Genomic DNA, 12895 nt, shown 5'->3' on the forward strand with positions numbered 1-12895 from the left:
GACCGGCTTCTGTGCTACCTGCAGGTTCAGACGGCGTAGTCCCCGACCAGCTCGGCGCCGGTCTCCTGGTCGCCCCGGTCGGTGATCTCGCCCGCGACCCACGCCTCGACCCCGCGGTCGGCCAGCGTGGTCAGGGCCACCTCGACGGACTCCTGCGGCACGATCGCCATCATGCCGACGCCCATGTTCAGGGTCTTCTCCAGCTCCAGGCGCTCGACGTTCCCGGTCTTCCCGACCAGGTCGAAGATCGCGCCCGGGGTCCAGGTGGAGCGGTCGACGGTGGCGTGCAGCGCGTCCGGGATGACCCGGGCCAGGTTGGCCGCGAGTCCGCCGCCGGTGATGTGGCTGAAGGCGTGCACCTCGGTGGTGCGGGTCAGCGCCAGGCAGTCCAGCGAGTAGATCTTCGTGGGCTCCAGCAGCTCCTCGCCGAGGGTGCGGCCCAGCTCCGGGATCTCCGTCTCCAGGGCCAGGCCCGCCGTGTTCAGCAGGACGTGGCGGACCAGGGAGTACCCGTTCGAGTGAAGCCCGGAGGACGCCATGGCGATCACCGCGTCACCCGTACGGATACGATCCGCGCCCAGCAGCCGGTCGGCCTCCACGACGCCCGTACCGGCGCCGGCGACGTCGAAGTCGTCCTCGCCCAGCAGACCCGGGTGTTCGGCCGTCTCGCCGCCCACCAGGGCGCAGCCGGCCAGCACACAGCCTTCCGCGATGCCCTTGACGATCGCGGCGACCCGCTCGGGGTGGACCTTGCCGACGCAGATGTAGTCGGTCATGAACAGCGGCTCGGCACCGCACACCACGATGTCGTCCATGACCATGGCGACCAGGTCGTGGCCGATGGTGTCGTAGACGCCCAGCCGGCGCGCGATGTCGACCTTGGTGCCGACGCCGTCCGTGGCGGAGGCGAGGAGGGGACGCTCGTAGCGCTTGAGGGCGGAGGCGTCGAAGAGGCCGGCGAAGCCGCCGAGGCCGCCGAGGACCTCGGGGCGCTGCGTCTTCTTCACCCACTCCTTCATCAGCTCGACCGCGCGGTCGCCCGCCTCGATGTCGACGCCCGCTGCTGCGTAGCTGGCACCAGTTGTCTCAGACATGACTGTGAGAGCTTTCGTGTCGTACTGCAGGGTGTTACGGGCGACGGATCGCGTCGGTGGCGGCCGTGGCGGCGGGCCCGGCGGCCAGCTCGGTCTCCAGCAGCTGCTTGCCGAGCAGCTCCGGGTCCGGCAGCTCCATCGGGTACTCGCCGTCGAAGCAGGCGCGGCACAGGTTCGGCTTGGCGATCGTGGTCGCCTCGATCATGCCGTCGATGGAGATGTACGCCAGGGAGTCCGCGCCCAGCGAGGTGCCGATCTCCTCGATGGTCATGCCGTTGGCGATGAGCTCGGCGCGGGTGGCGAAGTCGATGCCGAAGAAGCAGGGCCACTTCACGGGCGGCGAGGAGATCCGGATGTGGACCTCGGCCGCGCCCGCCTCGCGCAGCATGCGGACCAGGGCCCGCTGGGTGTTGCCGCGCACGATCGAGTCGTCCACGACGACCAGGCGCTTGCCCTTGATGACTTCCTTCAGCGGGTTCAGCTTCAGGCGGATGCCGAGCTGGCGGATGGTCTGCGAGGGCTGGATGAACGTACGGCCGACGTACGCGTTCTTCACCAGACCCGCGCCGAAGGGGATGCCGGACGCCTCCGCGTAGCCGATGGCGGCCGGGGTGCCGGATTCCGGGGTCGCTATGACGAGGTCGGCCTCGGCGGGGGCTTCCTTCGCCAGGCGGCGGCCCATCTCCACCCGGGAGAGGTACACGTTCCGGCCGGCGATGTCGGTGTCCGGGCGGGCCAGGTACACGTACTCGAAGACACAGCCCTTGGGCTTCGCTTCCGCGAATCGGGAGGTGCGCAGGCCGTTCTCGTCGATGGCGACGAACTCGCCCGGCTCGATCTCCCGCACGAAGCTGGCGCCGCAGATGTCCAGGGCGGCGGTCTCGGAGGCGACCACCCAGCCGCGCTCGAGGCGGCCGAGGACCAGCGGGCGGATGCCCTGCGGGTCACGGGCGGCGTAGAGGGTGTGCTCGTCCATGAAGACGAGGCTGAAGGCGCCCTTGACCTGCGGGAGGACCGCGTGGGCGCCCTCCTCGATGGTCAGCGGCTTGCCGTCCTCGTCGACCTGGGCGGCCAGCAGGGCCGTCAGCAGGTCGGTGTCGTTGGTGGCCGCGACCCGGGTCGAGCGGCCGTTGGTGTCCTTCGGCAGGTCGGCGACCATCTCGGCGAGCTGCGCCGTGTTGACCAGGTTGCCGTTGTGGCCGAGCGCGATCGAGCCGTGCGCGGTGGCGCGGAACGTCGGCTGGGCGTTCTCCCACACGGAGGCGCCGGTGGTCGAGTAGCGGGCGTGTCCGACCGCGATATGACCCTGGAGCGAACCGAGAGAGGTCTCGTCGAAGACCTGGGACACCAGGCCCATGTCCTTGAAGACGAGGATCTGGGAGCCGTTGCTGACCGCGATTCCCGCGGATTCCTGACCCCGGTGCTGGAGGGCGTAGAGCCCGAAGTACGTGAGCTTTGCGACCTCTTCACCCGGAGCCCAGACGCCGAAGACGCCGCAAGCGTCCTGGGGGCCCTTCTCGCCGGGAAGCAGATCGTGATTGAGTCGACCGTCACCACGTGGCACGCCACCGAGTGTAGGCGAGGTCGACCACTGGTCCGAATTGGGGATACCCGGCCTCAACGGATCGGGGCTTGCCGATCACCTTGGCGGTTTCTCCGTTTGCGCTGGTCAGCAGGGCGTCGGCCCGGGCCGAGCGGCCGTCGGCGGCCCTTTGGACAGGGTCGGCGGCCCCGCTCTCCGTATCCATGAGTGAGGTGTCGCACATCATTCGGGTGCGCCGCGGCTGAGGTGGACGAGGTCGCCGTCGCCGTCGGTGAGCGTCAGCTTCCCGTCGTCGACCCGGGCGGTGAGCGTGCCGGTGGTGAGGGTACGGGCGAAGGCGCGCTCGAAGTCCATCCGCACCTGGTCGCAGGCCATCTTGGTGGCCCGGAGGTTCCCGATGGTGATCCGGTCGCCGCGCACGGTCGCCCGGGCGCTGAACCCGTTGCAGCCGAGGTTGCCGACGGCCAGGCCGTCCGTGCCGATGCGGATGCGGGCGGAGGCGGGCGCGTGCCGCGTGGTGCCCTCGGCGGTGAGGCTGTCGACCCGCCAGTCGACCCCGGTCACGGGGTGCCCGGCCGGTGCGCCCTGGGCACTGCCACAGGCCACCGAGAGCGGGACGAGCACGGCCGCCGCTGTCTGGATCATGTGCTGCTTGTGCCGGTTCATACGGATTCGACGGCCGGGCCGGACCGCCGGTTCCGTCAGGACATGAGCGGCAGCAGCTCGCCGATGTCCGCGCGCTCCCCGCTTGCGCTGACCTTGGCCTCCTCCAGGGCGTCCGTCCAGGCCGTCCGGCCGGTGGCGAGGCGGATCCAGGTCAGCGGGTCGGTCTCCACGACGTTGGGCGGGGTGCCGCGGGTGTGCCGGGGCCCCTCGACGCACTGCACGACGGCGTACGGCGGCACGCGCACCTCGGTGGAGCCGCCGGGTGCCTTCACCGCCAGGGCGTCGGCAAGCAGCCGGGTGGCGGCGGCCAGGGCCTGGCGGTCGTACGGCACGTCGAGGCCGGGGACGGCGGCGTTGAGGTCGTCGGTGTGGACGACGAGTTCGACGGTGCGGGTGACGAGGTAGTCGTCCAGGGGCAGCGCGCCCGCGCTGGTCTGCAGGAGCCGGCCGCCGGGGTGGGCGTCGAGCAGGGTGTGCAGGCTCTCCTCGACGTCGGCGAGGTAGGCGCCGAGGTCGGGCCGCTCGGCGGCGAGGTTCCGGGTGAAGTCGTCGATCGCGGCGGAGTTGGCGGCGGTGGCGAAGGGCCACTCGACCACCTGGATGTCCTGCTTCGGCGGGGCCGGCAGATCCACGGCCCGGTGAACGGCCGTGACGGCCATGCCGATGTGCGCGACCAGCTCCCGTACGGTCCAGTCGCCGAGCCGGGTGGGCAGGGCGAGCTGCTCGGGGGTGAGGCCTTGGAGGGCCTCCCGCACGGCGCCGAGCTGGGCGAAGACTGCGGTACGGGTTCTGGCGGGGTCGTAACTGCGGGCACGTTTCCTGGCCGGGGGCATGATGGTGAGCCTATGCCTTCACGGCGTAGCCCTTCAGGCCCATTTCCACCAAGTCAAAGGCCTTCCCGGCCCGTTCGGCGGCGTCGGCGGCACCTGGTCCTTGGGGCAGCCGCCGACGGGAACCTGTACGCCTTTGTGACCGCTGAAGTCCATCTCGACGGCGGAGCGGCGGGCGATCCGGGTGTTGATGCGGGACGCGATGTGTTCGTGGTGTCCCTCTGGAATGCCGCCGAGGCCTGCCGGGCGCGTTCGCGCACTACTCGCGAAGGTTATCCGGCCTTGATCAGTCCCACGGGTGGCCCTCTGTGTCATCGGGAGTGACGGTGATGATCGCGACGGCCGGTGGGTGCGGCTGCGGCGCGTATACGTACGCCACGGCGAGCCCCGGCATGGCATCGCGGGGTTCGAGCCGCGTCTTGTACACCTGCTGGCCGTCCCGCCCGGAGACGCGGAGCACGCCGAGGCGGGGATTGATCTCAAGCTCCTGCCGCAGGGCCTCGACGGCTTGTTGCGCGGCGGGGCCCAGCGTCTGGAGACGCTTGGCCGCCGAGGCCGTGATCACGGCAATGACGTGCGTCACTCCTGAGAGCCCCTCTTGATCTCGGCGATGAGGTCGAGCCCTTCCTGTAGCGCGTCGTCGAAGCCGGGGGCCGAGTACAGGCGAATGCGGCCCCGATAGTCGACGATGACCTCAGCGACGGCGGAGAGGTCGGTCTCTGTGGACGCGTCCAGAGCGCGCGCGAGGTCGGCTTCGAAGTCTTCCTTGTCGCCGGGGAAGCCGCGCCCCTGACGCAGGGCGGCCCGGATGTCGCCGATGGTCTTCAGGGGCACCGGAGGGTGGTGCCCGGGGGGTGTTTCGGCGTACTGCGCACTCATCGTCGTGCTCCTTGAGGTGGGCGTACGAGTGATGCTACGGAAGTTGGCCACGCCCCACGTGTTCGACGAACGCGGTAAATACCTCCGGCGGGAGGAGGAGGGTGGGGCCGTTCGGGTGCTTGGAGTCGCGGACGGCTACCAGGGTGTGGGTGGGTGAGGTTGGCGACCTCAACGCAACTGCCGCCCGTCTGGTCGCTGTAGGACGACTTGAACCATGCTGCCTCAAGGGCGTTCATGACTGTTCCAACTCTCGTGCTGCTCGCTTCAGGAAATCGGCTGTCTGTCGCGGCCCGCCGGCTTCGGCGCGCATGGCGTCGAACCTGCGCCGGTAAGCTCAGATCTCCGTGTCCTTGTCCGTGACGTTCACCGAGCTGAAGCCATCGACGCTCACCACGGTGGGCAGCGGTGGACCGAACTCCATGAGGATGAAGTTCTGGTGGCACCGGTAGACGGGCTGGCCCATCGGCAGGATCTGCACGGTGACATGCTCCAGTGCAGCCAGTTCCGCCAGGTGCTCGTACTGCTCCCGCATCACCTCCGGGCCGCCGTACACGCGTCGCAAGACGGCCTCTTCGAGGATCGCGTGGATCTCCACCGGGCGGTCGCTGCGTGTGATGGCCTCTTTGCGCCTCATCCGGATCTCGATGTTCCGCTCGACGAACTCGGTGTTGCGCTCATCGACCGGCTTGGCGCTCTCGAACATGGCCCGTGCGTACGCTGCGGTCTGGAACAGCCCGAACATCACGTCCGGTTGATAGACCCGGAGGGTCTTGGCGTCACCCTCAAGACCCACGCTCAGATTGAAACCTGAGGGCATGAAGAGGCGGTACGGCGACCACCAGCTCCGGTTCAGCGAGTTCTTGTGGATGTCCAGCAGGAAATCCACGTCATCCGGGTTCGTGACGCCATACCGGTCGAGCAGTTCCTTGAGTTCCTGCGCCTTGGGAAGGCTGGTCAGCCCCTTCTCGACCCGGTGCAGCGTCGACTCCGAGACGCTGGTCCCTTTGACCGCCTGCGCCCTCGTCAGCCCCCTGCCCGTGCCGTCCTCCTGCTCGGCGGCCCTGGCCGCACGTCATCTGCGGCAGGTCCAGGCGGCGCACATGACACAGCAGGGGCAATCACCCGTGCGTGTGATCGGTGGCGAAACCCGCCCCGCATCGCCTGGCCCGGACAACACTGGCCTCGCCTGGAGGGGGTGCAGCATGCCTCAGATGTCGGTGGAGGAGTTCGAAACGATCGCCTCCGCCTCTCCCGAGACCGTCACGCTGGAGTTCATCAGCGGGCGGATCGGGGTCAAGAGGGCGGCGGACGGAAGCCGCAGCACCATCGTGACCTGGCTGGCCCGGCGCTGTATGCAGGCCAGGCCCGACCTGGACCTGTATCAGGGCCGAGGGCTCCGGGTCGATGCGTATCGAGAGGGCCGGGCGAAGCCGGATGCGGTGCTCGTACCCGAGGCCCACTTCGCGGGACACGGCGAGTGGGCCGACCCGGACGGCGCCCTTATGGTCGTCGAGATCACCTCGTACGACTCGGACACCGACCGACGGGACCGGCACGAGAAGCCGACTGCATACGGGCAGGCCGGAATCCCCCTGTACCTCCTGATCGACCGGGACTCCTGCACGGTCATGGTGCACAGCAACCCGGACCGGCAGGTCGGCGGCTACCGCACCATCGAGACCGCGAAGTTCGGCGAGAAGGTGTGCGTCCCCGGCCCGATGAACATCGAGCTCGACACGGAGATCCTCAAGAACTACGTCCGCTGAGCCCGGCCCAGACGACGAGGCCCCGCCCGGAAACCATCATCCGGGCGGGGCCTTCAGCAGGTGTGCCTACGCCAGCAGCGCCGGGATCGTCTCCTCGTGCGCCTTGCGCAGCTCCTCCAGGGTCAGCTCGAACTCACCCTGGATCTCCACCGATTCACCGTCCACGACACCGATGCGAACCGCCGGAAGACCCCGCGCCCCGCACATGTCGTTGAAGCGGACCTCCTCCGAGCGCGGCACGGCGACGATCGCGCGCCCTGCCGACTCGGAGAAGAGGAACGTGAAGGCGTCGAGCCCGTCCGGTACGACCAGACGCGCGCCCTTGCCGCCGAGCAGCGCCGACTCCACGACCGCCTGGACCAGACCGCCGTCGGACAGGTCGTGCGCGGAGTCGATCATGCCGTCGCGGGAGGCGGAGATCAGGATCTCGGCCAGCAGCCGCTCCCGCTCCAGGTCCACGGCCGGGGGCAGACCGCCGAGGTGGTCGTGGACCACCTGGGACCAGGCCGAGCCGCCGAACTCCTCACGGGTGTCGCCGAGGAGGTAGATCAGCTGGCCCTCCTCCTGGAAGGCGACCGGGGTGCGGCGGGCGACGTCGTCGATGACACCGAGGACGGCGACCACCGGCGTCGGGTGGATGGCCACCTCGCCCGTCTGGTTGTAGAGGGAGACGTTGCCGCCGGTCACCGGGGTGCCGAGCTGCTGGCAGGCGTCCGCCAGACCGCGCACGGCCTCCGCGAACTGCCACATCACCGCCGGGTCCTCGGGGGAGCCGAAGTTCAGGCAGTCGGAGACGGCGAGCGGCTTGGCGCCCGTCGTCGCCACGTTCCGGTAGGCCTCGGCCAGGGCCAGCTGGGCGCCCGTGTACGGGTCCAGCTTGGCGTAGCGGCCGTTGCCGTCCGTGGCGATCGCGACGCCGAGGCCGGTCTCCTCGTCCACGCGGATCATGCCGGAGTCCTCGGGCTGGGCGAGGACGGTGTTGCCCTGCACGAAGTGGTCGTACTGCGAGGTGATCCACTTCTTGGAGGCCTGGTTGGGGGATCCCACCAGCTGCAGGACCTGGCCCTTCAGCTCCTCGCTCGAAGCGGGCCGGGGCAGCTTGTTCGCGTCGTCGGCCTGGAGGGCGTCCTGCCAGTCCGGGCGGGCGTACGGGCGCTCGTAGACCGGGCCGGCGTGGGCCACCGTGCTCGGGTCGACGTCGACGATCTTCTCGCCGTGCCAGAAGATCTCGAGGCGGTCGCCGTCGGTGACCTCGCCGATGACCGTGGCGATGACGTCCCACTTCTCGCAGATCTCCAGGAAGCGGTCGACCTTCTCCGGCTCGACCACGGCGCACATGCGCTCCTGCGACTCGCTCATGAGGATCTCCTCGGGCGAGAGCGTGGAGTCACGCAGCGGCACGTCGTCGAGTACGACGGTCATGCCGCCGGAGCCGTTGGAGGCGAGCTCCGAGGTGGCGCAGGACAGGCCCGCCGCACCCAGGTCCTGGATGCCGACGACCAGCTTCTCCCGGAAGGCCTCCAGGGTGCACTCGATGAGGAGCTTCTCCTGGAAGGGGTCGCCGACCTGGACGGCCGGGCGCTTCGACGGCTTGGCGTCGTCGAAGGTCTCGGAGGCGAGGATCGACGCACCGCCGATGCCGTCACCGCCGGTCCGGGCGCCGTACAGGATGACCTTGTTGCCCGCGCCGGAGGCCTTGGCGAGGTGGATGTCCTCGTGCCGCATCACACCGATGGCACCGGCGTTGACCAGCGGATTGCCCTGGTAGCAGGCGTCGAAGACGACCTCACCGCCGATGTTGGGCAGACCCAGGCAGTTGCCGTAGCCGCCGATGCCGGCGACCACACCCGGCAGGACGCGCTTGGTGTCCGGGTGGTCGGGCGCGCCGAAGCGCAGCGGGTCCACGACCGCGACCGGGCGCGCGCCCATCGCGATGATGTCGCGGACGATGCCGCCGACGCCCGTGGCCGCGCCCTGGTAGGGCTCCACGTACGACGGGTGGTTGTGCGACTCGACCTTGAAGGTCACGGCGTAGCCCTGACCGACGTCGACCACGCCCGCGTTCTCGCCGATGCCGACGAGCAGCGCGTCGCTCTGCGGGGCCTTCTCGCCGAACTGGCGCAGATGGACCTTGGAGGACTTGTACGAGCAGTGCTCGGACCACATGACCGAGTACATGGCGAGCTCGGCGCCGGTCGGGCGGCGGCCGAGGATCTCCACCACCCGCTCGTACTCGTCCTTCTTCAGACCGAGTTCGGCCCAGGGCAGCTCGACGTCGGGGGTCGCGGCCGCGTGCTCGACCGTGTCCAGAGGCGTCCGGCTCATGCGCCCACCAGCTTCTTGAGGATCGAGGTGAAGAAGGGGAGGCCGTCGGTGCGGCCGGTGCCGATGAGCGGCTCCACGGCGTGCTCCGGGTGCGGCATGAGGCCTACGACGTTCCCGGCCTCGTTGGTGATGCCGGCGATGTCCCGCAGCGAGCCGTTCGGATTGAAGTCCAGGTAGCGGAAGACCACCCGGCCCTCCGCCTCCAGCTTGTCGAGCGTGTACTCGTCGGCGACGTACCGGCCGTCCATGTTCTTCAGCGGGATGTGGATCTCCTGGCCCTCGCGGTAGTCGCTCGTCCAGGCGGTCCCCGCGTTCTCCACCCGCAGCTTCTGGTCGCGGCAGATGAAGTGGAGGTGGTCGTTGCCGAGCATCCCGCCCGGGAGGAGGTGGGCCTCGGTGAGGACCTGGAAGCCGTTGCAGATACCGAGGACCGGAAGTCCGGCCTTCGCCTGCTCGATGACGGTCTCCATCACCGGCGAGAACCGGGAGATGGCCCCGGCCCGCAGATAGTCCCCGTAGGAGAAGCCGCCGGGCAGCACCACGGCGTCGACCTGCTTCAGATCCTTGTCCTTGTGCCAGAGGGCGACCGGTTCGGCACCCGCGAGGCGGATCGCGCGCTGGGTGTCCCGGTCGTCGAGACTCCCCGGGAAAGTGACGACGCCAATACGAGCGGTCACTTCGCGGCCTCCGCGACTTCCTCCACCTTGACGGTGAAGTCCTCGATCACGGTGTTGGCGAGGAAGGATTCCGCAAGATCGTGGATGCGGGCGAGCGCGGCCTCGTCAACCGGCCCGTCAACTTCCAGTTCGAAGCGCTTTCCCTGACGTACGTCCGAGATCCCTTCGAAACCCAGGCGCGGCAGCGCACGCTGGACCGCCTGGCCCTGGGGGTCGAGGATCTCCGGCTTGAGCATGACGTCGACTACGACGCGTGCCACTGGCACTCCCGGTGTGTGGTGCTGAGCAGGTTCCTTCAGACTACCCGCACAAAATTTCTACGCGAGTAGAGTTGTAGGAAACTACGTGAGGCGCATCACGATCGGGTGACGAGCGGGAGCCCTCACGAAAAGTTCTGGGAAAGTTCCACAGGTCCGCCCGCGACCCCTATTGCACGGGGACACGCGGACGGATTTAGTCGGGCTTCACATTGCATTGCCGGGCACTGTACAAATGAATTGGCAATAGCCGATACTCGGCACGTCATCGCCGATGAGCTGTATCGACGTGCCGCACGAAGGGACCGATATTCGTGGCGCAAAAGGTCGTGGTCACTCTCTTTGACGACATCGACGGCTCGGAAGCGGCGGAAACGATCGCCTTCGGACTCGACGGCAAGTCGTACGAGATCGACCTGAACGAAACCAACGCCAAGAAACTGCGCAAGGCGCTCGCGCCCTACGTGGAGGCAGGCCGCAAGCGCTCGCGGTCCGGCAAGGCGTACAAGCAGACGGAGGTCGCCCCCGATCCGGCGGCCGTCCGCGCCTGGGCCCAGGCGAACAAGATGGACGTGCCGGCGCGCGGACGCATCCCGAAGAAGGTCTACGAGGCGTTCAGCGCCGCGCAGTGAGGCCCGCGAAGGGGCAGTCCTCAGGGTCCGTCAGCGGGCCCTGAGGGCCGTGCACTTGGCCGCGGCGCCCCGACTTGCGCTACCCCCCTGCTGATCAGCTAATGTCTGGGACACGCCGAGGGGCGAGGCCGGAAGGCCGGATCCCACGGACCGTGCGGGTGTAGTTCAGTAGCAGAACATCCCCCTTCCAGGGGGAAGGCGCAGTGTGCAATTCCTGTCACCCGCTCTGGCACCGGTCGTCACGACCACTCCTGTGGATCAGGTAGGCTGGTGCTCGCACCGATCGGTGGGAGCCGGTCGGGGGCAGTGCGGACGTAGCTCAGTTGGTAGAGCGCAACCTTGCCAAGGTTGAGGTCGCGAGTTCGAGCCTCGTCGTCCGCTCCAGAGAAGCCCCGGTCATACGACCGGGGTTTTTTCATCCCCCGCGAGCGTCCGCCTGACATTTGTCATGCCGAGTGATGACACCGCGCACTGCTGTTCCGGCCCGCCCGCCGGGACGCTGAAGGCATGAACACCAACGAACACGAGCACGTGATCGAGGTCACAGACCTCCGGCGTGTCTACGGGGGCGGGTTCGAGGCCGTACGCGGAATCACCTTCTCCGTGGCCCGCGGGGAGATCTTCGCGCTGCTGGGCACCAACGGTGCGGGCAAGACGTCGACGGTCGAGCTGCTGGAAGGGCTCGCGGCACCGGCCGGGGGCCGGGTCCGGGTCCTCGGCCACGACCCCTACCGCGAGCGGGCCGCCGTACGCCCGCGCACCGGAGTCATGCTCCAGGAGGGCGGCTTCCCCTCCGACCTGACCGTCGCCGAGACCGCCCGGATGTGGGCGGGCTGCACCAGCGGGGCCCGGCCCGAGTCCGAGGCGCTGGGCCTGGTCGGCCTCGCCGGGAAGACCGGCGTGCGGGTCAAGCAGCTGTCCGGCGGGGAGCGCCGGCGCCTGGACCTGGCGCTCGCGCTGCTCGGCGACCCCGAGGTGCTCTTCCTGGACGAACCGACCAGCGGGCTGGACGCCGAAGGCCGCCGGGACACCTGGCAGTTGGTGCGCAGCCTGCGGGACGCCGGCACCACCGTGCTGCTCACCACGCACTACCTGGAGGAGGCGGAAGGCCTCGCCGACCGGCTCGCCATCCTGCACGAGGGGCGCATCGCCGCCTCCGGCACCCCCGCCGAGGTCACCGCGGGCCGGCCCGCCCGGATGTCCTTCGCCCTGCCCGAGGGCTACTTCCTCGGCGATCTGCCGCCCCTCGCCGACCTGGGCGTGTGCGGGCACGAGCTCGACGGCCGGGTCGTACGGCTGCGCACCCGGGAGCTACAGCGGACCGCCACCGGGGTGCTGGTCTGGGCCCAGCGGGCCGGGGTCGAGCTGCACGGCCTCGATGTGCGCTCGGCCTCGCTGGAGGAGGCGTTCCTCGGGATCGCGCAGCAGCAGGAGGTCATGGCATGAGCAGCGTCACCTGGGCACCGGCGGGCCGCCGGCTGCGCGCCCTGGCCCGCGCCGAACTCGCCCTCCTCGGCCGCAACCGCGGTGTCGTGTTCACCGCCCTGGTCGTCCCGCTCGCCCTGCCGTTCAGCGTGCGGCCGGCCATCGACCAGATCGATCTGAAGAAGGAGGGGCTGAGCGCCGGCGCGGTGATGATGACGGCCGCGATCGGCTTCTCCTTCCTGTTCGCCGTCTACACCTCCCTGGTGAACGCCTACGTCGCCCGCCGCGAGGAACTCGTCCTCAAGCGGCTGCGCACCGGCGAACTCTCGGACGCCGAGATCCTCACCGGCACCGCCCTGCCGGCCGTCGGACTCGGCCTCGCCCAGGCCCTGCTGCTGTGCGCCGGCTGCGCGGTGCTGCTGGACACCGGGGCGCCCAAGGCCCCGTACCTGACGGTGCTGGGGCTGGCGGCGGGGCTCGTCCTGAGCGCCGCGCTGGCCGCGCTCACCGCGTCCTTCACCCGAACCACCGAAAGCGGACAGGTCACCGCGCTGCCGCTGGTGTTCTTCTCGATGATCGGCTCCGGCATCGCGATCCCCACCGAGGTCCTGCCCGACCGGCTCGCCTCCGTCTGCGAACTCCTCCCGCTCTCCCCCGCGATCCGGCTGGTCCGCGCGGGCTGGACCGGCCAGTTGAGCGCCTACGAGGCGCTGGGCACGCTCGCGACCGCGCTGGCCTGGATCGTCGTGGCGGTGTTTGCTGTACGGCGGTGGTTCCGGTGGGAGCCGCGGCGCTGAGCAC

At 69.4% G+C, this 12895-nt stretch carries 14 protein-coding genes, 2 tRNA genes and 2 pseudogenes; 6 read left to right on the forward strand and 12 right to left on the reverse strand.

Annotated features, from left to right (window positions below; all coding sequences use genetic code 11):
- Positions 1–26 precede the first annotated feature (26 nt).
- The 9 genes and pseudogenes from purM to ACZ5DS_RS26950 all read right to left on the reverse strand — a co-directional run.
- Positions 27–1094 carry a phosphoribosylformylglycinamidine cyclo-ligase gene (gene purM, locus ACZ5DS_RS26910; protein WP_468243206.1) on the reverse strand — a complete coding sequence of 356 codons (1068 nt, stop codon included), beginning with the start codon at positions 1092–1094 and terminating at the stop codon, positions 27–29.
- Positions 1095–1128: 34 nt separating this feature from the next.
- Positions 1129–2658 (reverse strand): amidophosphoribosyltransferase, encoded by a 1530-nt coding sequence (gene purF / locus ACZ5DS_RS26915; protein ID WP_468243208.1) that lies wholly within the window; start codon positions 2656–2658, stop codon positions 1129–1131.
- Between the two features lie 201 nt (positions 2659–2859).
- The gene (locus tag ACZ5DS_RS26920) at positions 2860–3282 is read right to left on the reverse strand and encodes an META domain-containing protein (RefSeq protein ID WP_468243210.1); all 423 of its coding nucleotides are present in this window, start codon (positions 3280–3282) and stop codon (positions 2860–2862) included.
- Between the two features lie 56 nt (positions 3283–3338).
- On the reverse strand, positions 3339–4136 hold the full coding sequence (locus tag ACZ5DS_RS26925; protein ID WP_468243213.1) for a maleylpyruvate isomerase family mycothiol-dependent enzyme: 798 nt from the start codon (positions 4134–4136) through the stop codon (positions 3339–3341).
- A gap of 283 nt (positions 4137–4419) precedes the next feature.
- On the reverse strand, positions 4420–4716 hold the full coding sequence (locus ACZ5DS_RS26930; RefSeq protein ID WP_468243215.1) for a hypothetical protein: 297 nt from the start codon (positions 4714–4716) through the stop codon (positions 4420–4422).
- Complete coding sequence (locus ACZ5DS_RS26935; protein ID WP_468243217.1) at positions 4713–5012, reverse strand: DUF6247 family protein; 300 nt, start codon at positions 5010–5012, stop codon at positions 4713–4715. The genes ACZ5DS_RS26930 and ACZ5DS_RS26935 overlap by 4 nt, the downstream gene beginning before the upstream one ends.
- Before the next feature lie 34 nt (positions 5013–5046).
- Positions 5047–5248, reverse strand: a pseudogene (locus ACZ5DS_RS26940) (DUF397 domain-containing protein).
- A gap of 98 nt (positions 5249–5346) precedes the next feature.
- Entirely contained in the window at positions 5347–5898 is a 552-nt protein-coding gene (locus tag ACZ5DS_RS26945) for a DUF5753 domain-containing protein (RefSeq protein WP_468243219.1), read from the reverse strand.
- A 6-nt stretch (positions 5899–5904) separates the two neighbouring features.
- Positions 5905–6039, reverse strand: a pseudogene (locus ACZ5DS_RS26950) (helix-turn-helix domain-containing protein); the annotation flags it as partial.
- A gap of 175 nt (positions 6040–6214) precedes the next feature.
- Between ACZ5DS_RS26950 and ACZ5DS_RS26955 the strand changes: the two are divergent.
- A complete protein-coding gene (locus ACZ5DS_RS26955) occupies positions 6215–6778 on the forward strand; it encodes a Uma2 family endonuclease (protein ID WP_468243220.1) in 564 nt (187 codons plus the stop codon).
- Between the two features lie 66 nt (positions 6779–6844).
- On the opposite strand, the gene purL is transcribed toward ACZ5DS_RS26955, so the two are convergent.
- Genes purL through purS form a run of 3 tightly spaced genes read right to left on the reverse strand, consistent with a single transcriptional unit; the run spans position 6845 to position 10040 of the window.
- Positions 6845–9103: a phosphoribosylformylglycinamidine synthase subunit PurL gene (gene purL / locus ACZ5DS_RS26960; protein ID WP_468243221.1), complete on the reverse strand. Its 2259-nt coding sequence runs from the start codon at positions 9101–9103 to the stop codon at positions 6845–6847.
- On the reverse strand, positions 9100–9780 hold the full coding sequence (gene purQ, locus ACZ5DS_RS26965; RefSeq protein ID WP_468243222.1) for a phosphoribosylformylglycinamidine synthase subunit PurQ: 681 nt from the start codon (positions 9778–9780) through the stop codon (positions 9100–9102). Before purQ ends, purL begins: the two co-directional genes overlap by 4 nt.
- On the reverse strand, positions 9777–10040 hold the full coding sequence (gene purS, locus ACZ5DS_RS26970; RefSeq protein ID WP_015659417.1) for a phosphoribosylformylglycinamidine synthase subunit PurS: 264 nt from the start codon (positions 10038–10040) through the stop codon (positions 9777–9779). Before purS ends, purQ begins: the two co-directional genes overlap by 4 nt.
- Before the next feature lie 311 nt (positions 10041–10351).
- On the opposite strand from purS, the gene ACZ5DS_RS26975 reads away from it, so the two are divergent.
- The 5 genes from ACZ5DS_RS26975 (at position 10352) to ACZ5DS_RS26995 (ending at position 12891) form a co-directional block, all read left to right on the forward strand.
- A complete protein-coding gene (locus ACZ5DS_RS26975) occupies positions 10352–10669 on the forward strand; it encodes a histone-like nucleoid-structuring protein Lsr2 (RefSeq protein WP_031164632.1) in 318 nt (105 codons plus the stop codon).
- Between the two features lie 154 nt (positions 10670–10823).
- Positions 10824–10895, forward strand: a tRNA-Gly gene (locus tag ACZ5DS_RS26980).
- A gap of 82 nt (positions 10896–10977) precedes the next feature.
- Positions 10978–11053, forward strand: a tRNA-Gly gene (locus tag ACZ5DS_RS26985).
- 123 nt (positions 11054–11176) lie between these two features.
- Positions 11177–12115 (forward strand): ABC transporter ATP-binding protein, encoded by a 939-nt coding sequence (locus ACZ5DS_RS26990; protein ID WP_468243226.1) that lies wholly within the window; start codon positions 11177–11179, stop codon positions 12113–12115.
- The gene (locus ACZ5DS_RS26995; RefSeq protein WP_468243228.1) at positions 12112–12891 is read left to right on the forward strand and encodes an ABC transporter permease; all 780 of its coding nucleotides are present in this window, start codon (positions 12112–12114) and stop codon (positions 12889–12891) included. The genes ACZ5DS_RS26990 and ACZ5DS_RS26995 overlap by 4 nt, the downstream gene beginning before the upstream one ends.
- The last annotated feature ends 4 nt before the right edge of the window (positions 12892–12895 follow it).

It is taken from the genome of Streptomyces sp. NPDC031100 (assembly GCF_055570785.1).